At 66.7% G+C, this 18,844-nt stretch carries 19 protein-coding genes, 1 tRNA gene and 1 pseudogene; 10 read left to right on the top strand and 11 right to left on the bottom strand.

Going from position 1 to position 18,844, the window contains the following annotated elements; all coding sequences use genetic code 11:
* The first annotated feature begins 33 nt into the window (after nt 1-33).
* Nucleotides 34-264, top strand: a complete 231-nt coding sequence (locus ACP69Z_RS01670) for a hypothetical protein (RefSeq protein ID WP_426265815.1) — start codon at nt 34-36, stop codon at nt 262-264.
* On the opposite strand, the gene ACP69Z_RS01665 is transcribed toward ACP69Z_RS01670, so the two are convergent.
* Nucleotides 265-609, bottom strand: coding sequence for a hypothetical protein (locus ACP69Z_RS01665; RefSeq protein WP_426265814.1), 345 nt, complete (start codon nt 607-609; stop codon nt 265-267).
* 112 nt (nt 610-721) lie between these two features.
* Here ACP69Z_RS01665 and ACP69Z_RS01660 point away from each other — a divergent pair, with 112 nt between their 5' ends.
* From ACP69Z_RS01660 to ACP69Z_RS01650, 3 genes are read left to right on the top strand one after another with little or no spacing between them, the layout of a single operon-like run.
* On the top strand, nt 722-2,122 hold the full coding sequence (locus tag ACP69Z_RS01660) for an SLC13 family permease (protein ID WP_426265813.1): 1,401 nt from the start codon (nt 722-724) through the stop codon (nt 2,120-2,122).
* Between the two features lie 20 nt (nt 2,123-2,142).
* On the top strand, nt 2,143-3,450 hold the full coding sequence (locus tag ACP69Z_RS01655) for a cystathionine gamma-synthase family protein (protein ID WP_426265812.1): 1,308 nt from the start codon (nt 2,143-2,145) through the stop codon (nt 3,448-3,450).
* A 48-nt stretch (nt 3,451-3,498) separates the two neighbouring features.
* On the top strand, nt 3,499-4,116 hold the full coding sequence (locus ACP69Z_RS01650; RefSeq protein WP_426265811.1) for a hypothetical protein: 618 nt from the start codon (nt 3,499-3,501) through the stop codon (nt 4,114-4,116).
* Between the two features lie 13 nt (nt 4,117-4,129).
* Here the strand turns inward: ACP69Z_RS01650 and ACP69Z_RS01645 are convergent, their stop codons facing one another.
* The 6 genes from ACP69Z_RS01645 to ACP69Z_RS01620 form a co-directional block, all read right to left on the bottom strand.
* Complete coding sequence (locus tag ACP69Z_RS01645; RefSeq protein ID WP_426265810.1) at nt 4,130-4,804, bottom strand: hypothetical protein; 675 nt, start codon at nt 4,802-4,804, stop codon at nt 4,130-4,132.
* A 58-nt stretch (nt 4,805-4,862) separates the two neighbouring features.
* Nucleotides 4,863-5,960, bottom strand: coding sequence for a serine hydrolase domain-containing protein (locus ACP69Z_RS01640; RefSeq protein ID WP_426265809.1), 1,098 nt, complete (start codon nt 5,958-5,960; stop codon nt 4,863-4,865).
* 65 nt (nt 5,961-6,025) lie between these two features.
* Nucleotides 6,026-6,532, bottom strand: a complete 507-nt coding sequence (locus tag ACP69Z_RS01635; protein WP_426265808.1) for a hypothetical protein — start codon at nt 6,530-6,532, stop codon at nt 6,026-6,028.
* A 56-nt stretch (nt 6,533-6,588) separates the two neighbouring features.
* Nucleotides 6,589-7,257: an HAD family hydrolase gene (locus ACP69Z_RS01630; protein WP_426265807.1), complete on the bottom strand. Its 669-nt coding sequence runs from the start codon at nt 7,255-7,257 to the stop codon at nt 6,589-6,591.
* Nucleotides 7,257-8,033: an NTP transferase domain-containing protein gene (locus ACP69Z_RS01625; RefSeq protein ID WP_426265806.1), complete on the bottom strand. Its 777-nt coding sequence runs from the start codon at nt 8,031-8,033 to the stop codon at nt 7,257-7,259. Before ACP69Z_RS01625 ends, ACP69Z_RS01630 begins: the two co-directional genes overlap by 1 nt.
* Nucleotides 8,030-9,139, bottom strand: a complete 1,110-nt coding sequence (locus ACP69Z_RS01620; protein WP_426265805.1) for a CDP-alcohol phosphatidyltransferase family protein — start codon at nt 9,137-9,139, stop codon at nt 8,030-8,032. Before ACP69Z_RS01620 ends, ACP69Z_RS01625 begins: the two co-directional genes overlap by 4 nt.
* 175 nt (nt 9,140-9,314) lie before the next feature.
* On the opposite strand from ACP69Z_RS01620, the gene ACP69Z_RS01615 reads away from it, so the two are divergent.
* The 4 genes from ACP69Z_RS01615 to ACP69Z_RS01600 are packed head-to-tail and all read left to right on the top strand — an operon-like array spanning nt 9,315 to nt 12,717.
* Nucleotides 9,315-10,400, top strand: coding sequence for an ABC transporter permease (locus ACP69Z_RS01615; RefSeq protein WP_426265804.1), 1,086 nt, complete (start codon nt 9,315-9,317; stop codon nt 10,398-10,400).
* The gene (locus ACP69Z_RS01610) at nt 10,400-11,191 is read left to right on the top strand and encodes an ABC transporter ATP-binding protein (RefSeq protein ID WP_426265803.1); all 792 of its coding nucleotides are present in this window, start codon (nt 10,400-10,402) and stop codon (nt 11,189-11,191) included. The genes ACP69Z_RS01615 and ACP69Z_RS01610 overlap by 1 nt, the downstream gene beginning before the upstream one ends.
* A 9-nt stretch (nt 11,192-11,200) precedes the next feature.
* Complete coding sequence (locus tag ACP69Z_RS01605) at nt 11,201-12,154, top strand: MlaD family protein (protein WP_426265802.1); 954 nt, start codon at nt 11,201-11,203, stop codon at nt 12,152-12,154.
* On the top strand, nt 12,154-12,717 hold the full coding sequence (locus ACP69Z_RS01600; RefSeq protein WP_426265801.1) for an ABC-type transport auxiliary lipoprotein family protein: 564 nt from the start codon (nt 12,154-12,156) through the stop codon (nt 12,715-12,717). Before ACP69Z_RS01605 ends, ACP69Z_RS01600 begins: the two co-directional genes overlap by 1 nt.
* Before the next feature lie 3 nt (nt 12,718-12,720).
* On the opposite strand, the gene pepN is transcribed toward ACP69Z_RS01600, so the two are convergent.
* From pepN to ACP69Z_RS01580, 4 genes are all read right to left on the bottom strand, one after another.
* Nucleotides 12,721-15,324, bottom strand: coding sequence for an aminopeptidase N (gene pepN / locus ACP69Z_RS01595; RefSeq protein WP_426265800.1), 2,604 nt, complete (start codon nt 15,322-15,324; stop codon nt 12,721-12,723).
* 10 nt (nt 15,325-15,334) lie between these two features.
* Complete coding sequence (locus ACP69Z_RS01590; protein ID WP_426265799.1) at nt 15,335-16,258, bottom strand: DMT family transporter; 924 nt, start codon at nt 16,256-16,258, stop codon at nt 15,335-15,337.
* Nucleotides 16,255-17,256 (bottom strand): threonine aldolase family protein, encoded by a 1,002-nt coding sequence (locus tag ACP69Z_RS01585; RefSeq protein WP_426265798.1) that lies wholly within the window; start codon nt 17,254-17,256, stop codon nt 16,255-16,257. The genes ACP69Z_RS01590 and ACP69Z_RS01585 overlap by 4 nt, the downstream gene beginning before the upstream one ends.
* A 55-nt stretch (nt 17,257-17,311) precedes the next feature.
* A tRNA-Thr gene (locus ACP69Z_RS01580) sits at nt 17,312-17,386 on the bottom strand.
* A gap of 293 nt (nt 17,387-17,679) precedes the next feature.
* Between ACP69Z_RS01580 and ACP69Z_RS01575 the strand changes: the two are divergent.
* Together ACP69Z_RS01575 and ACP69Z_RS01570 are read left to right on the top strand one after the other, a co-directional pair.
* Nucleotides 17,680-17,850, top strand: a pseudogene (locus ACP69Z_RS01575) (helix-turn-helix domain-containing protein); the annotation flags it as partial.
* A gap of 150 nt (nt 17,851-18,000) precedes the next feature.
* On the top strand, nt 18,001-18,759 hold the full coding sequence (locus tag ACP69Z_RS01570; protein ID WP_426268024.1) for a head GIN domain-containing protein: 759 nt from the start codon (nt 18,001-18,003) through the stop codon (nt 18,757-18,759).
* Nucleotides 18,760-18,844: the final 85 nt, after the last annotated feature.

Genomic DNA, 18,844 nt, shown 5'->3' with positions numbered 1-18,844 from the left:
CAGCCGCAAGACGCCGCGGTTAGTTCTGGCGTCATGGACACGGAGCCAAGCGACAGCGCCGCCGCCAAGCGCGAACGGATCAAGGCCATCAGCCGGACGGTGCACAGCATCCCGGTCGAGGAAGGCGGACAATATCGTCCGCCGAAGCCTGCTCCGGTCCCGGAGCCTCCGGCCAAGTCATGGGCCGCGATCGCCGCCGGCGGAGTAGGGGTGCTGTCGCTCGGCTTCCTCGCCGGCCTGCTCGCCAGCCGCCGCGGCGCCTGATTATCTGGCGGCGCGCACCGCGTTCCAATTGAACAGGAAGTTGCGGTGTTCGGCCCAGGTCTGACCCACCGCTTCATTGCCGGCGAGGCAGACCGAGGTGTGGTACGGCCCTTTGCCGTCCGTCGTGCGGAAGCTTGCGCAGAGCCGCCCGCGCGCCTGTTTCCACCGCCCGGCCTGGATCTCGCTATTGTAGAAGCTGCCTCTCACCGTGCCGTCGGCGGCCAGCGTCAGCTCCATCGGTTGGGTGTAGGGCTTGCCCGGTTCGCTCGACAGATCGACCGTCCACTTGCCGTCGAGGGCGGCGGGAGCCTGCGCGGCGGCAATCGCGAGTAGGAGGTCTAGCATAAGGGGAGGCTCTCATTCCCGAGCCTGTCGCGCAAGTCCGAACCGCTCGCGTAACAAGCCGGTTGCGCCTCCGCGTCGTGCCCCGCACAAGACGGGCCGGGGGGGAGAATAGATGGCGCAGCGGTGGGGCTTGTGGGGCGGATTGCTGCTGTTCGCGGCATTGCTGTTGCTGCCCGCGCCCGAGAGCATGCCGCTTACCGCCTGGCGCGTAGTCGCGATCGCCGCGCTGATGGCGGCGTGGTGGATGACGCAGGCGCTTCCGCTCACCGCCACCGCGCTCCTGCCGTTCCTGCTGCTGCCCGCCTTCGGGGTGATGACGGCGACCGAAGCGGCGGCGACCTATTATAGCCCGATCCTGTTCCTGGTGCTGGGCGGCGCGATCATCGCGCTGGGAATCGAGCGCACCGGCCTTCACCGCCGCTTGGCACTCGCCATCGTCAAGCGCGGCGGGGCGACCCCGGCAGCGATGCTGTTCGCCTTCATGACCGCTACCGCGATCATCTCCATGATCGTCAGCAACACCGCGACCACGCTGATCATGATGCCCATCGCGCTGGCGGTGTTGCACGCTGCGCGGATCGCGCCGGGCGAGACCGGCGGCTTTGCCGGCGCGCTGGCGATGGGAATCGCCTTTGCCGCCTCGATCGGCGGGCTGGCGACGTTGGTCGGCTCACCCACCAACGCCATCGCCGCCGGCATCATCGAACGCACCACCGGGCTGCGCATCGACTTCCTCACTTGGGCGAGCTTCGGCGTGCCGCTGGTGCTGGTGTCGATCCCCTTGTGCTGGCTGATCCTGATGCGGGTCCAGAAGGTGGCGCCATCGGACTTCGATGCAGGCGAAGCGCTGGCCGCGATCGGTGAGGCGGGACCGTGGACCAGCGCGGAGAAGCGCTTGGTGCCCGTGATCCTCCTCACCGTGGTGGCCTGGGTCGTGCTTCCGCTTGCCGACGGCCTGCTCCCCAAGGACGTACTGGTCGACGGCACCGTGGCGGTCGGTGCAGCCTTGCTGCTGTTCCTTATCCCGGACGGCACCGGGCGTCCGCTGCTCACCTGGGCCGAAGCCAACCGGGCCCCGTGGGATGTGATCATGTTGTTCGGCGGCGGGCTGGCGCTGGCGGCGGGGATCGGGGCGAGCGGGCTCGACGAATGGCTGAGCACCGCGCTGTCGCCGCTCAAGGCCGTGCACCCTTTGGTGGTCGCGTTCGTGCTGGTCGCGCTGGTGGTGGTGATCACCGAATTCGCCAGCAATGTCGCCGCCGCCAGCGGGATCATGCCGGTGGTCGCCGGGATCATCGCCGCCACCGGAGTCGATCCCATCCTCCTCGCCCTGCCGGCAGCATGGGCGGCAAGCTGGGGCTTCATGCTGCCAAGCGGAACCGGGCCCAACGCCATCGCCTGGGCGACCGGGCACATTGCACTGCCGCGGATGCTGAAAGCGGGCGCCTTGCTCGACATCGCCGGCGTGCCGCTGATGGTCGGCGCGGTGTGGCTGCTGGCGCCCTTGGTCTAGCTCGGCTAGGGGCTCACCTCATGGAAAACGAAGCTGACATGTCCGGCGTCCCCGCCAGCCGCCGCCCCAAGAAGAGCCCGATGTCGATCGGCAATCACCCGCTCTCCCCTGAGTCGATGATGATGGGCTACGGGTTCGATCCCGCGCTGTCCGAGGGCAGCCTCAAGCCGCCGATCTTCCTCACCAGCACCTTCGTGTTCGAGACTGCGGCCCACGGCAAGCGCTTCTTCGAAGGCATCACCGGCAAGCGTCCTGGCGGCGCCGAGGGCCTGGTCTATTCGCGCTTCAACGGCCCCAATCAGGAAATCCTCGAAGCCCGCCTGAAGCTGTGGGAAGAAGCCGAGGAGGCGCTGACCTTTTCGAGCGGCATGTCGGCCATCGCCACCCTGCTCCTGACCTATGCGCGACCTGGCGACGTCATCGTGCACTCGGGCCCGCTTTACGCCGCCACCGAAACGCTGATTGCCAAGATCCTCGGCCAGTTCGGGATCACCTGGCTCGACTTCCCGGCCGGCGCCACCCAGGACGAAATTGCCGAGGTGATCGAGGCAGCCAAGGCCAAGGGGCGCCTCAGCCTCATCTATCTCGAAAGCCCGGCCAACCCGACCAACGCGCTGGTCGATGTGGAAGCGGTCAAGGCCGCGCGCGACGCTGCCTTTGGTGACGACGCCCGTCCGCCGATCGCGATCGACAACACTTTCCTCGGGCCATTGTGGGCCAAGCCGCTGGCGCAGGGCGCGGACATCACCGTCTACTCCCTTACCAAATATGCGGGCGGCCACAGCGATCTCGTCGCGGGCGGCCTGGTCGGCGCGAAGAAGTTCCTCGATCCCATTCGCATGATGCGCAACACCATCGGCACCATCTGCGACCCCAACACCGCCTGGATGCTGCTCCGCAGCCTCGAGACGCTGGAGCTTCGCATGAGCCGCGCGGGCGAGAATGCGGCCAAGGTCTGCGCGTTCCTGAAAGACCATCCCAAGGTCGAAAGCGTCGGCTACTTGGGCTTCCTCGAAGAAGGCACCCGCCAGGCCGACATCTACAAGCGCCACTGCACCGGCGCCGGATCGACCTTTTCGCTCTACCTCAAGGGCGGCGAGAAGGAGGCCTTCGCCTTTCTCGACAACCTCACCATCGCCCACCTCGCGGTCAGCCTTGGCGGGACCGAAACGCTGGCCAGCGCGCCGGCGGCGATGACGCACCTCAGCGTGCCGGACGAGCGTAAGCAGGCGCTCGGCATCACCGACAATCTGGTGCGGATCAGCATCGGCGTCGAGAATGCCGACGACCTGATCGCCGACTTCGAGCACGCGCTCCAGGCGGTCTGACCGACCGGGGGATCGGAACGGCAGCGCGCTTGGCCGGTTCGATCCCCCATGATCAACAACAAAGCTTTGTCCGCGCTCGGCCTCGTCCTGGTGCTCGCCGCCTGCCAGCAGCAGCCCGCCGCCGTCCGTGCCGAAAATGCGGCAACCGCTTCAAACGACGCGCTTGCTTCCGCGCCGCGTGCTTCACCCACGCCAGGCGCCGCTGATGAAGCGCCATCGCCCACGCCTGCGCCGAGGGCGACCGGCAACGAAGCCGCCGCTCCGGCGCCGACTACCCCGCCCCTCACGGACGCTGCCGAACGAAGCAGAACCGGCGCCCGCGCCGTCCTCCTCGACTTCGCCCGCGCCATTGAACTGAAGCGCTTCGGCCAGGCCTACGACCTGCTGTCGCCCGCCGACAAGAAGCGCTGGAGCCGCGCCGATTTCGCCGCCATCTTCAAGGACCTCCGCAAGATCACCGTGGCGGTGCCGACCGGTACGATGGAAGGCGCCGCCGGCTCGTCCTACTATACCGCGCCGGTCACGGTCACGAGCAGCGACAAGGACGGGCGCCCGGTCCGCATCGAGGGCGAAGCCGTCCTCCGCCGCGTCAACGACGTCCCCGGCGCGACACCCGCGCAGCTACGCTGGCACATGGACAAGGTGACGCTCGACTGGACGCACTAGGCCGGGCGCGGGTCTAGCGGGGCTCCGCAACAAGCCGTGCAGCGATCCGGTAGGCCAGCCGCAGCCGTGCATTGTGGGCCGCAGCCTCGCCACCTTCATCCGCCAGCTCGTAGGTTCCCGCATTGCGGACCAATCGCTCGGCAAGGCTCGCGCGATCCGTGGGCGAGGCGCCTTCGAATTCGCTTGCCAGGCACTCGACGACCCAGTCGATTTGGTCCCACTCGGCACTCCGTGCCACCGGAACGGCGGCAACGGCGACCGTGCTTCCGGCCACCGCCGTGCGCGCACGGAAGGTCGCGGCGCCCATCAGCCACAGCCCGAAATAGGCGGCCCAGGCGAGCGACCACCGCAGGCTGTAGCTGACGGTCAGCAGGGCTTCGGGCTTCCACCAGTTCACCGCCAGTCGCGCTACCATCACGATGATGGTGCCGAGCACGATCCAGCTTGCGGTCCGGACCAGGGGCAGTCTTCCGGGCTTCTCAAGCTGGCCCAGCGCTTTCCAGAAGACGCCGGCGCCAACCAGCAGGGCAAGGGCGCGGCGGTCGCTGAACAAGGGTGCCGCTTCGTTGAGGAGCAGCGCCCGCCAGGTCAGCAGGCAGTAGCAAAAGGCGAAAAAGGCGGCGGTGAGGAACAGGCGGCCACTGTCGATGGCGGGACGCGGCGGCTTGGAGGCAAGAACTTGGGACATGCACAGGGCCTACGCCCACGGGCGCCCCTGCCGTGCCCCTTTCGGCAGGCGGGCACGCTTAGTCGATGGATGGAGAGCTTGGCGCCACGCCCGCGCCCGCGCCCTTCACGGCCGCAGGGATGATCCCCGTCGCCAGCATGCGGGCGAGATCCTCGACGTGGCTCTCTTCACGCGGGCGCGGCGAGGGGTCGGAGATCATCACCACCGTAAGGTCGAGGCTCGGCACGATGAACAGCATCTGCCCGCCATAACCCCACGCAAAGTGCACCGGACGCCCGGCGCTGGTCTGCGTGAACCAGCCATAGCCATAAGGATTGCCGCTCCACGGCGAGGTGGTGCGCGGGCGCCAGCTTTGTGCGACCCAGCCTTCGGGCAGGATGCGGCGGCCCTGCCACATGCCGTCTTGCCGGTAGAGTTCGCCGAAGCGGAGCAGGGCGCGGGGCGACATCAACATGTCGTTGCCACCGAAATAGATGCCTTGTGGATCGCGCGGCCAAGGGGGCAGGTCGATGCCCAGCGGCTCGGCCAGCCACTCCTGCGCCAGCGCATGGGTGCTGCGCCCCGACGCCCGGGTCAGCACCGCCGACATGAGGTGCGACGAACCGGTCGAATAAAGCATCTCCCCGCCCGGATCGGCGGCGAACGGCCGCGACAAGGCGTAACGCACCCAATTGGGGCTCGCGACCCACGCGCCATAATTCGGCCCCGACGTGCGCCCGAGCCCGGCTTGCATCGACAGCAGGTGCCCGACCTCGATCTGTTCGATCCGCGGGTCAGCGCCTGCCGGCACGTCCGCCCGCAACAGCGGCGCGATCTTCTGTTCCGGTCCTTGCAGCACCCCGCGCCCGATCGCGATTCCGGTCAGGGCAGAGAGCACCGATTTGGACGCCGACTTGATGTTCACCGGCGTGTCGAGTGAAGGCCCGCGCAGCCGATATTCGGCGAGCGTCTCGCCGCCCCGCGCGACCAGCAGCGAATGGACGCGTGGCAATGCCTCCGCCTCCCGCCGCACCTTGGCCATCAACGCTGGATCAAGGCCGCGTATCTGGACCTGACGCTCGGTGAACGCCGGCCCTTTCGCGACACCCGGCTGCGCATCGGAGCACCCAGCGGCGAGCAGGGAACAGGCGGCGAGCAGCGGCAGCGAGACTTTCATTGGCCCGATGTAGGTGCGGATCGCGGTTTGTTCAGTGACCGAAGGCCGGGACCACCGACGATGCGCTACGGGCGGGGCCATCGTTGCGATTGGCGGAGCAGGTCGATGGCCTGCGCCAGGACCTTTTCCGGCTCGCGCATCCACCGGGTCCCGAAGCGAACGGTCCACCGAGTTTCACGCTCAAAGAAGGCGATCCCGCACGAATAGCGCAAACCCAACTCGATCTTGGTCTTCTCGCAAACGATTTGGTGGTCGCCGAACCGTCGCATCAGCACATCTTGCGGCTTGGTATCGCGAAAGGTCACCCAGGCGATACGAGGCACGCCTGACGGCCAGCGCTCGTCCTGCTCGCGCAGTTCGTAATTGAGCACAAAGGTTGCCGGGTCCTTCACCGACCCCGGATGGAGAAGGACATAAGGCGACAAGGCGCCCGGATAGGATACCGTCAGATCTCTGGTCGCGAAGTCATAGGTCGTGTTGCCGACCTCCACCGTGGTATATCCCTGCCGTTGCCCACAGCCCGCCAGGCAAAAGGTGGACAGGAACAGTAGCGCAAGCGGTAAGCGACCCATCCAGTCTGAATGCGCCGCTTACGCTAAGATGTCTTTAAAGCGATCGGTGAGGCGCCTCAGCCCCAGTCCTCGACCGACCAGCCGCGCTTCGCGGCGAGCTCGCGGAGCTTGCCATGGGGATTCACCGCCACCGCTTCATCGGCCCATTCGAACACCGGCGCGTCGGTGACATGGTCGGAATAGAAGCGGACATGGCCATGCCTGCCGGTCAGGCCCGACCGCTCGACCCAGTGGGCGACCATCCGCATCTTGGCTTCGCCATAGCAATTCTCGCCGTCGATCCGGCAGATCACGCTGTCGTCGAGCCCGAGCAGGGTGTTGGTCCCGATCACGTCGTCGAACCCGACCCGCTCGGCAATCGCGGCGGCGTAGAAGCGGTAGCTGGCGGTGGCCATCACCACCCGCCGTCCTTCCGCCTTGTCACGGGCGATCGCCAGCCGTGCACCCGGCCGGATGTTGTGCGCGACCTGCGCGTCGGCGAAGCTGTCGACCAGGGGCTTGAGGTCGGCCGGCCGGATGCTCTCGCCCAGCAGCAGCTTGTGATTGATTTCCTTCAACCGTGCCCGGCTGATCAGCTTAGCGACATAGGCCAGCATCGATCCCACCACGAGCGGCAGGAACAGCAGCCGCCACGGCGCCCGCCGCACCGCGCAATGCAGCAGGAAGCTGGTGTAGGTCGGCCGGCGGGTCACCGTTCGGTCCATGTCGTAGATGGCCAGATCCATCAGGCGCGCCCTGCGATGATCGCGTTGACCAGCGTATAGTCCGCCGCCTTGTCGACATCGATCGCGGCGGTGGGATCGCTCAGCACCACGCCCTTGATGGTGATGCCAAGGCTCCGGCTCAGCCCGCGCGCCGACTGGTGAAGATCGCGGACCCGCAGCACCGCGCCGAGAAACAGGGGCAGGCCCATTTGCAACAGAACCCGCCAGCCCTTCTTGCGGTCCTGCTCGACGCTGCGCCAGCGCTCAATCCCGATCCGCGCCTCGGGCGTCCGCAACGCAAACAGGTTGGCCCCGCTATAGCGCTCGGCGCCAAACCGCAGCCAGGTCCGCTGCGCATCGGGAAAGCGGGTGAGCATATTGGAGCGGCTGACGAAGCCGATCGCCACGTCGCTGCCCGCCGAGCCGGCGATGAATTCTTCGATCATCTGCGGCGTCAGCAGGGCATGGTCGGCCGTGGTGACCAACAGCGGATAAGGCGTCGCCGGATCGGCGCAGAGGCGCTGCAAGGTCGCGGCGATGGTATCGTCCGACCGTTCCACCACTAGCCGCGGATCGTCCGGCAGCACCTCGCGCAGCCGCTCGACCTGTTGGGTCAGGACGCGGATCAGACTCACCTTTTGGGTCGCGAGCAGCGCACGAACCGGGCGCAGCACCATCGGCTCGCCCGCGATCGGGAGCAAAGGCTTGCAATCGACATGCAGGCTGCGGGTCAGCGGATCGCCGCCCGGGCGTGAGCCGGCCAGCAGCAGAACCGTCCAGCGCTCTTGCGAGGTCACGGCCGGTCGAGCCAGCTGATGATCTTGCGCCCACGGGCAGCGCGGCCTTCGGCTTGGGCGAGGCGCATCGAATGGAAGATCAGGCTCAGCACCGACCACAAGGCGACCAGCTGGATACCAACGTCGGGCCGGGCAACGCACAATGCGGCGACCAGGATCACCATGTTGGGATTGCGCCGGGCGGTGACGAGGCGAAAGCGGCTGTCCACCTTTTGCCACACGTGGATGTGCATCCCGAACCGCCACATGAAGATGCCTTCGATGATGCGGCCGATGACATAGGTGCCGACGATCACCGCCAGGATGCCGCCCTTGTAGACTTCTTCCAGCTGGTGCCCGGCCGCGCCCAATCCGTGCAGCCAGGCCCACCACCAGAAAGGCGGGTGGACGAGATCGACGCCGTGATCGAGGAAATCGCCCCACTTGGACGAGGTGCCGGTGCAGCGGGCGAGTTTGCCGTCCACCGTGTCGAGTACCATGAACACGAAGCCGGTCGCGGTGCCGAGCCAATATTGCCCGTTCCAGAACGCCCAAAAGGCGGCGACGCAGAAGACCAGGCCGATTACCGACACCTGGTTCGGGGTCATGCCGACCTGCGCTGCCCAGCGGGTCAGCCAGAAGGCCGGCCTGCGCCACAGATACAGCGTCAGGAGGTCGGTCACGCCCTTGTAGGACGCGTCGTACAGCGCGCGCTCGACCGGCAGCGGGTCGGCGGGGTCGAGCGGCATCACAAACGGGCGCTCGCGCTTGCGCAGCAGCGAATAGTTGAGCGTGGCCGTGCGCGCATCGATCGGCATCAGTCCGGCGGCATCGAAGCCGTCGCGCTCCGTGCCCGCTTCCAGATGCATCATCACCGCCCTGCCATCCAGCATCAGCGCCGAGCCGGGGCGGTTCTTCAGTTCTGTCAGCCACGCGGGGTCCCATGCGAACCCCATGTCGGCGACGATCCGCGCCTTGGCGGAGTCATCGTCAGCTACCGGCGCCAGCCCGGCCTTGGCCGCAACCTGCTCGGCACGGGCGCGTGCGGTGCGGCCGAACAGGCGCACGTCAGGATCGCCGATGGCAACGAATTGCACGGTTTGGGGGGAGGCGGGGGCGTCGGCCATATGTACCTCGTGGGCAAAGCCGCAAAAGCTGGCAATAACAAGGCAGGATTTCGGCGCCCCGCCGGACCGGACCCGCGAACGCCTGCGCATAATCGTATTGCACCCGAAACGCTTGTGCGCGCGTTGAATGCGTGATGCTTGCCGATCTCCCGCTTTCCGGGCATGTCCCCGCCTGATGGCTTCGGCGGCGCTGCCCAGGACGAAACCCAATGTCTTCGCGCCCAACGGTGCGTTGACCATTGCCCGTGCCGGATCGACCCAGCGCGAACTGGATGCCATTCCCGATCCCGTTGAAGTGGACCTTTCGGGGGTCGAGCGGATCGACACCGTCGGCGCCTGGCTGATCCACCGCACCGTTCGCGACCGCCAGGGCACTGTCGTAGGTGCCAGCCCCGAGGTCGCAAAACTGCTCGAGCAGGTCGCCGACGCAGACCGCCCGAGCGAGGTCAAGCGGCCGAAGAAGATCAGTGTGGTGGGCGAACTCGGCGCATGGACCTTCCAGTTCGGGCGGACCATCGCGGGCCTGCTCGGATTTTTCGGCGCGACCTTGATGGGGCTGGCCGCAGTTCTCACCCACCCCAAGCGCTTCCGCTACAACGCTCTGGTGCAGCAGTTCGACGTGGTCGGCGTCCGCGCGCTGGGGATCATCGGGCTGATGAGCTTCCTCATCGGCGTCGTGATCGGACAGCAGGGCGCGGTGCAGCTCCAGCAGTTCGGCGCCGAGGTCTACACCGTCAACCTCATTGGCCGGATCACCGTGCGCGAGCTTGGGCCCCTCATGACCGCGATCATGGTCGCAGGCCGCTCGGGCTCGGCTTTCGCGGCGCAGATCGGGACCATGAAGATCACCGAGGAAGTGGACGCCATGCGCACCATCGGCGTGTCGCCGGTGGAGGCTCTGGTCGTGCCGCGCATCCTCGCGACCATTGTGGTCATGCCGCTGCTTGCCTTCTGGGCGATGATGACGGCGATCGTCGGGGGCGGCGTCTTCTGCTGGGCGGGGCTGGAGATTCCACCGATCACCTACATCCAGCTGATCGGCGACGTGGTGCCCGCGACCGACCTGTGGGTCGGCCTGATCAAGGCGCCCGTGTTCGGCTTCATCATCGCGCTCGCCGGCTGCTTCCAGGGCATGCTGGTCGCCAATGACAGCGAGCAGGTCGGCCTCAAGACCACCGCCGCGGTGGTGCAGTCGATCTTTCTCGTGATCGTCCTTGACGCCATCTTCGCGGTGTTCTTCAGCTCGGTCGGGTGGATCTGATGAGGTCCTCGCCCATTCTGCCAGACGACGAACGGCCGATCATCCGCGTTCGCGGGCTGGAAAACCGGTTCGGCGACCAGATCGTCCATCAGAACCTCGACCTCGACGTCCGCCGCGGTGAGATCATCGGCGTGGTCGGCGGGTCGGGCACCGGCAAATCGGTGCTGATGCGCTCCGTTATCGGTCTCCAGCGTCCCACCGCGGGCGAGATCGACGTGCTGGGCGAGAACATGGTCGACCGGCCCGAAGACGAGGCCAAGAACATCCGTCGCCGCTGGGGCATCCTGTTCCAGAACGGCGCGCTCTTCTCCACGCTGACCGTCGCCGAGAACGTGCAGGTCCCGATCCGCGAATACTTCCCCTTCATTAAGCAGCCGCTGCTGGACGAGATCGCAGGCTACAAGATCGTCATGTCGGGCCTGCCCGAAAATGCCGGCTCCAAGTTCCCGAGCGAGCTGTCTGGCGGCATGAGAAAGCGCGCCGGCCTGGCCCGCGCCCTTGCCCTCGATCCCGAGCTCCTGTTCCTCGACGAGCCTACCGCCGGCCTCGACCCGATCGGCGCGCAGGCGTTCGACCAGCTGATCAAGGGACTTCAGGAACGACTCGATCTTACCGTGTTCCTCATCACCCACGATCTCGACAGCCTGTATGCCATATGTGACCGCGTGGCAGTGCTGGCCGACCAGCGGGTGATCGCGGTCGATACCATCGATGAGCTGCTCAAGCTCGATCACCCCTGGATCCAGGAATATTTCAACGGACCGCGCGGCCGCGCCGCGGCGGCGGCTTAGGCAGGCGCAATGGAAACCCGATCAAACCAGGTGCTGGTAGGCAGCGTTGTCCTCGCCCTTCTCATTGGCTTGTTGTTCTTCGCCGTATGGATCGCCGGCCTGAACACGCAGAAGCGCAAGTGCTACGACATCTACTTCAGCCAGGGCGTCGGCGGCCTCAATCGCGGCTCCAATGTCAGCTTCTCGGGCGTCCCGGTAGGCCAGATCACCCGCGTGTCGCTGCTCCCCGACCGGCCTGAATTCGTATGGGTGCGGATCGAGGTCGAGGAATCGACCCCCGTGCTTCAGGGCACCACCGCCCAGATCAAGGGCGTCGGCTTCACCGGCGTGTCCGAAATCCAGCTCGATGGCGCGGTGAAGGGCGCCCGCCCGCTGACCCAGCTCGGGCCGCAGGGCTGCCCGGTGGTGCCGAGCTCGGCCGGCGGCCTCGGCGCGCTGCTGAACTCCGCGCCGGAGCTGCTGGAACGCATCCAGCGCTTGACCGAGCGGCTGACCGAACTGCTCAGCGACCGCAACCAGAATGCGATTTCCGACATTCTCGAGAATGTCGACCGCACCACCAAGGTGCTGGCTGACCGCGCGCCGGAGATTGCCGACACCATGGCCGAAGCCCGCATCGCCGCGCGCAATGCCGGCATCGCCGCCGACCGTGTCGCGCGCCTGGCCGAAAGCACCGACGCCCTCGTGCAGCAGGACGTCCGCCCGGCCGCGGCGGATCTCCGCAAGTCGCTGGAATCGGTGCAGCGCACCACCGCCAATATCGACACCTTGGTCAATGACGCGCGGCCGGGGGTGCAGAACCTCACCAAGTCGACCCTGCCCGAGGTCAACCGCCTGATCCGCGACCTGCGCGATCTCACCTCCAGCCTCGAGGGCGTGTCGAGCCGGCTCGACCAGGGCGGCGTCACCGGCATCCTTGGCGCGCCCAAGCTCCCCGATCACAAGCCCGGAAAGTCCCGCTGATGCGCCTCCTTCTCCCCCTCGCCGCCGCCCTGTCGTTGTCGGCCTGTTTCGGCGGCAAGACCCCGGCGGTTCTGCTGACCCTGACCCCGGCAGCGCCGAGCACCAACTTCGACCGCACCGCCGCCGCGGGCGAGGCGATCACCATCGAATTGCCGATCGCCGGGCGTGAGATTCGCCAGGTGCGCGTGCCCGTGCTCGAAGGCTCGGGCCAGGTCACCTACGTCAAGGACCTGCAATATCTCGACACGCCCGACCGCTTGTTCCAGCAATTGCTGAGCGAAACGGTGAAGCGGGTCACCGGCCGGGTGGTGATCGACCCGCGCCAGACCGGCATCGATCCCGGCACCCGCGTGTCGGGTGTGCTGCAGCGCTTTGGCTACGACACGGCAACGGGCCAGGTGGTCGTCACCTACGACGCCACCGCCACCCGCGGCGCCACGGTCCAGACCCGCCGCTTCACCGCGTCGGCGCCCGCCGACGGCACCAACGCCACTGTCGGCCCGGCCATCAACACCGCCGCCAACGATGTCGCGACCCAGGTTGCCCGCTGGATCGGCGGCTAAGCCTCAGCCGAGGCTTTTGCTCGCTAGCTCGAACACATCCTTGCTGAGCTCCGGTTCGGCAAGGATGCGCTGCAGTGCGGCGCGCATCTTGGCGGCGCGGCCGGGTTCGATCTTGCGCCACCGGCCGAGCGGCGCGACGAACCGCGCGGCGGTCTGCGGATTGAGCTTGTCGGCGGCAACGATCACCTCCGCCAGCCAGTCGTAGCCACGCCCGTCGGCGCGGTGGAACGCACTCGGCGTGGCCGCGAAATTTCCGGCCAGCGCGCGCAGACGATTGGGATTGGCGAGGGTGAAGGCAGGGTGCTTTTGCAGCCGCTCCACGCTCTCCAGCGTCGCCTCGCCCGGCACTTGCGCCTGCACCGCAAACCACTTGTCGATCACCAGCGGATCGTCCTCGAAGCGGGCGTAGAAGTCTTCCAGCGCCGCCTTCGCCGCGTCGGGCCCGAGCATCGCCAGCACGTTCAGCGCCGACTGCCGCTCGGTCATGGTGCGCGCCGCGTCATACTGCTGCTGCGCCAGTTGTGCGCCCAGCTCGGCATCGCCCGCCGCCAGCAGCGCCAGCGTCGCGGCGCGAAGGCGGCGAAGGCCCTTGTCCTCGCCGGACAGGCTGGTCGGATCGGCCGCGCTCGCCGCGGCGTAGCTGCGCTGGAGCTCGTCACTGAGGCGCGTGCCAATGGCGCGCCGCACTTCCTCGCGCACCTCGTGCACCCGCGCCGGATCGGCGGCGGCGAGCTTTTCGATCAGCAGGCTCTCACCCGGCAGCGCAATGGCGTCGGCCTTGAAGGCAGGGTCGAGCGACTGGCTGCGAAGCGTCGCACCAACCGCGGCGATGATCGCCTCGACCTCGACCGCGCCGCCGCCTGTGATCGCTGCCAATAGGTCGCGGGTCATCAGTTCTTGGCCCGCTTCGAACCGTGCGAAGCTGTCGCTGTCACCAGCCGCCAGCGCCTCGATCTCGCCAGCGCGTCGCTCGGCATTGACGATGACTGGCGCCGAAAAGCCGCGGTTGATGGACAGGAACGCGGTCTCGTCGACGGCGCCAAGGTCAACCGACTGCTCGGCCTCGGTCAGCAGCACCAGCCGCTCGGCCGCCACTTCGCGGCCGCTTTCCGCCCCGATCAGCGCCACCCGCAGCGGGATCACCATCGGCTGCTTGGTTTCCTGCCCCGGCGTCGCGGGCACCTGCTGAGAGAGGTGCAGCGTCGTGCGGCCGCCGTCCTGCTCCAGCCGCGCCGTCACGGTCGGCGTTCCCGCTTGCGAATACCATAAGCGGAACTGCTTGAGATCGACCCCGCTCGCATCTTCCATCGCCCGCACGAAGTCCTCGCAGGTGACCGCCTGCCCGTCGTGCCGCTCGAAATAGAGGTCGGTGCCCTTGCGATACGCCTCCGGCCCGAGGATCGTCCGCATCATGCGGATCACCTCGGCGCCCTTGTTGTAGACCGTCGCGGTGTAGAAGTTCGCGATTTCGAGATAGGAGTCCGGCCGGATCGGATGGGCTAGGGGGCCAGCGTCCTCGGGAAACTGCGCCGCGCGCAATGTCCGCACCTGGTCGATCCGCTGCACCGCGGCCGAACCCATGTCCTCGCTGAACCCCTGATCGCGGAACACGGTAAGGCCCTCCTTCAGCGAGAGCTGGAACCAGTCGCGGCAGGTGACCCGATTGCCCGACCAGTTGTGGAAATATTCGTGCGCGACCACCGCCGCGACGCCATCGATGTCGAAGTCGCTCGCCGTTTCAGGGTCTGCCAGCACGTAACGGGTGTTGAAGATGTTGAGGCCCTTGTTCTCCATCGCCCCGAAATTGAAGTCGCTGACCGCGACGATGTTGAACCGGTCGAGGTCATATTCGCGGCCATAGGTCCGCTCGTCCCAGGCGAAGCTGTCTTTCAGCGCCTGCATCGCCAGCTGGGTCTTGGGCAGGTCGGCCTCGCGGACCCAGATCCCGAGATCGACCTCCCTGCCGCTCATGGTGGTGAAGCGGTCGGCGTTGCACCGGAGGTCGCCGGCGACCACCGCGAACAGGTAGCAGGGCTTGGGGAAGGGATCTTCCCAGACGGCGAAATGCCGGCCGCCGCCGCTGTCGCCTTGCTCGACCGGATTGCCGTTCGCCAGCAGCACCGGATAGCGTTGCCGGTCCGCTTCCAGCCGCACGCGGTAGCGGCTCAGCACATCCGGCCGGTCGGGGAAGAAGGTGATCCGGCGAAAGCCCTCGGCCTCGCACTGGGTGCAGAGGATGCCGCCCGAGGCGTACAGCCCCATCAGTTGGCTGTTCTTCTCCGGCGCGATCGCGACCTCGGTCTCGACCACCGCCGTGTCGCCGGACAGCTCGACCACCAGCCGCCCGTTCTCGAACCGCGGCTCGCGCGGCTCGCCGTCCACCCGCAGCGCCAGCAGCTCCAGCTCCTCGCCGTCAAGCTTGAGCGGCCGGTCGTGCGTGCCATTGCGCTCCACCGTCAGCCGAGTGCTGACCACCGTCCGCGCCGGATCCAGCGCGAAGCTCAGCTCGATCGCGGGCACCAGCCAATCGGGCGCCTGATAATCTTCGCGGCGGATGACGGGCGGGGTAGCGGCTGGAGCGTCCATTGACGCGCGGATATCGAGCATGGTCCGAGACTTAGTCGGCGACCGGCGTCGGAACAACCTCGCGCCGGCTGGTCAGCGCCCATACCATTCCGGCCATCGCCAGCACCGCGCCCGCGACCGCCAGCGGCGTCCAGCGATAGCCTTCGAACAGGGTCGACAGCGCCATGGCGATGATCGGCACGATGACGCTCGAATAAGCCGCCCGGCCGGCGCCGATGGTGCGGATGATCGGCATGTAGAGGCTGAACGCCAGCGCCGAGGCGAACAGCGCCAGATAGGCGAGGCCCAGCCAGTACCCCGGCCGAGGATCGAACACCGGCGGCCCGCTGACGGCGAGCGCGAACAAGGCGTCGAAGGTCGCGCCGAAGATCATTCCCCAGGTCAGCATGGTCGGCAGCGGAATGGCGCGCGCCCGGTCGGTGGTCTGGAGCACGTTGGAAATGCTCGCGCCCATGACGCCAAGCAGGGTCAGCCCGATCCCCAGCGCCGCTTCGCCCAGCGGCGCCCGCGCGCTCTGCACCTCGTTCCAGAACAACAGGGCGATGCCGCCGATCGCGGGGATCGCAGAGAGGATGAAGCTGCGGCTCGGCTTATGCCCTGTCCACGCCCAGGCGAGCAGGCTGTTGGGGATCAGCAGCAGCGCGAACACGCACGCGACGAGGCCGCTCGTGATGTGATGCTCGGCCAGATAGACCGCGTTGAAGTTGACGCAGAACTGGCAAAAACCGAACAAAGCTGCGATCTTCCACGCGCCGGGCGGGAGCGTCAGCGGGCTGCCTTGCCAGCGCGTGTAGGCCGCCATGGCAGCCGCCGCGATCACGAAGCGATAGGCCACCGACCAATGCGCCGGCACAACGCCAAGCTGGTCGCGGATGACGATCCAGGTCGACCCCCAGATGAGGGTGATGATGCAGAAGAAGAGAAGGACCGTGCCGCGGCCGAGCGGCGCGCTCACAGCGCTTCGATCGCCCGGGCCAGCGTTTCGACCGCGTCCATGTCCTGGTTCCAGCTCGTCACCAGTCGCGCTTCGCCGATGCCCCAGTCGTAGAAATCGAAGCCCCGGCTCCGCAGCGCAGCGGCCTCGGCCGCGCTGACGCGCAGGAACACCTCGTTGGCCTCGACCGGATAAACCAGCCGCTCGCCCGCCGCCTCGGCCAGCCGCCGCGCCGCCGCATTGGCCGCGCGGGCATTGTCGAGCCACAGGCCGTTTTCGACTATCGCCAGCAGCTGCGCGGCGAGATAGCGGCCCTTACTGAGCAGGTGCCCAGACCGCTTGCGCCGCCGCTTGATCCCATCGGCCAATCCTGCATCGAACAGCACCAGCGCCTCGGCCGACAGCCCACCGTTCTTGACGAAGCCGAAACTCAGCGCATCGACGCCCGCGCGCCAAGTAAGATCCGCGACGCTGGCGCCGGTCGACGCCACTGCATTGCCGAACCGCGCTCCGTCGAGATGGAAGCCAAGCCCATGGCTCTTCGCCCACGTTCCCAACGCCGCCGTCTCCGTCGCCGAATAGGTCAGCCCATATTCGGTCGCGTTGGTGATCGACAGCGCGTTCGCCTGCACCTGATGAACGTCCGCCCGGATTCGGCTCCGGGCGTCGTCCACCGCCTCCACCGTGAGCTTGGCGCCCGGCCCATCCACCAGCAGCAGCTTCGCCCCGCCTGTAAAGAACTCGGGCGCGCCCGCTTCATCGACCTGGATATGCGCCTCGCGGTGGCAGAGGATGCCGCCGTAAGGCGGCACCAGACCTGCCAGCGCCAGGCAATTGGCGGCGGTGCCGGTGGTCACCCACAGCACAGTCACCTCGCGCTCGAACAGGGCCGAGAAAGCGCCGTCCAGCCGCTTGCTCCACGCATCGCCATCATAACCGGCGTCGAGGCGGTCCGCCTCGGCCATCGCCTTGAACACGGCCGGATGCACCGCCGCGGCATTGTCGGAGAAAAAGAGCATGGCGCTCCTCTAGCCGCCGGGCAGGCGGCGTCCAGCCATTAACAGGAGAGAAAAATGGTGCTGCCGGTGAGGATTGAACTCACGACCTCAGCCTTACCAAGGATGCGCTCTACCACTGAGCTACGGCAGCACTGTCCGGAGACGGGCGGGCCTATGGCCGTGAGGCCTAGGAGGTGTCAAGGAAAAGGAATGACAAAACAGGATAAAGACGCACGCCTGGCCGCAGCGTTGCGCGAGAACCTCAGAAAGCGAAAGGCGGGCGCGGCGCCGCCCAAGCCGCCGGCCGAGTCCTCGCAGCCAGCGGATGAGGGCCGAGACTAGTGGCGTCCTGAGTGTCTGCTATGGGTGCTCGGTAGGTCGCGTGACGATTGTCCGCTTACGACCCATTGCGGACATTGCCGCCTTTGGGGACTAATAGGGTTGATGAGTAACCCCGACGTTCAAAAACTTACGCCTCGGCAAAAGGAGATACTTCGGCTCCTTGTGAATGGTCACGATGCCAAATCGGTCAGCCGCGAACTCGGGATATCAGTCCACACGGTCACCGAGCACTTGCGCGAGGCGCGCCGACATCTAGGGGTTTCAAGTAGCCGGGAGGCTGCTCGCACACTCAGGCAGGCGGAATCAGCTCCCCCAGATAACATGGGACCCAGCACGATAGGGGTGGTCGATCCGACCACGACGCATAATTCTTCGGGGCAGCTTAGTCCAAATAAACGGCTAGCTTCTGCCGGAGTTTTGCTCATGATACTCGTCGCCGCTGCTGCAATCGCTTTATCCCTTTCGAGCGAGAGCTCGCATCCAGAGCGCTCCGCTTCTTCCCGCGACCAAGCTTCATCACCTCCCGCTGCCGAAGCTAATCCCAGCCCGTATCAATCTCGCGACGTTGCCGTCGGCAGGTTTGATCGCCTGAAGGTGTCAGGGCCCTTCAAGGTCGGCGTATTAGTCAGCAGGGAGCCAAGGCTTGTTCGCCTTCACGGCCCTCCCGCGTTGCTTGGTGATGTGGTCGTAGCCGTTGAAGGCGACACACTTGCGATCCGCTTCCGCGAAGGCGCAGCCTGGAGCTGGAATCCCGGGTCGGGGGTGAACATCGTCGTCTCTGCAACGAGCCTCGCCTCCGTTAATCTTGAAGGTGCGGCGGATGTCGAAATCTCCGGTGTTCGCGGGGAGACATTCGCGGCAGCCACAGCTGGCGCGGGAGTAGTGAGAGCTACTCTACTTGATGTCGGACAGGTTCACCTGACGACGGGTGGCTCAGGCGGCATCACTGTGGACGGAAGCGCTCGCGAGGCGACGTATGTAGTTGGAAGCTCGGGCTCAATTGACGCGATGCGGCTGCGGGTAAGAAACGCGAGCATTGCCGTAGCCGGCGCAGGCTCTAGCTATGCCAACGTATCGGGCACAGCGAACATCTCCTCAAGCGGGAGCGGCCGCATTGAAGTCGTTGGAGGTGCGACCTGCATCAAGCAACCAGCAGATTCCCGTCGTATCGAATGTCGATGAAGGATGTGAGCTGATGTCCGCTTTCCACCCATAGCGGACATCCGCGGCTCTTCGTTGCGTGACCCATCAAGGGGCGTAAGCAGAC

The sequence above is a fragment of the Sphingomonas sp. LHG3443-2 genome, assembly GCF_049896405.1.
Lineage (GTDB): Bacteria > Pseudomonadota > Alphaproteobacteria > Sphingomonadales > Sphingomonadaceae > Sphingomicrobium.
Note: the sequence above shows the minus strand (reverse complement) of the source record. Positions and strands in the feature narration are given on the sequence as shown.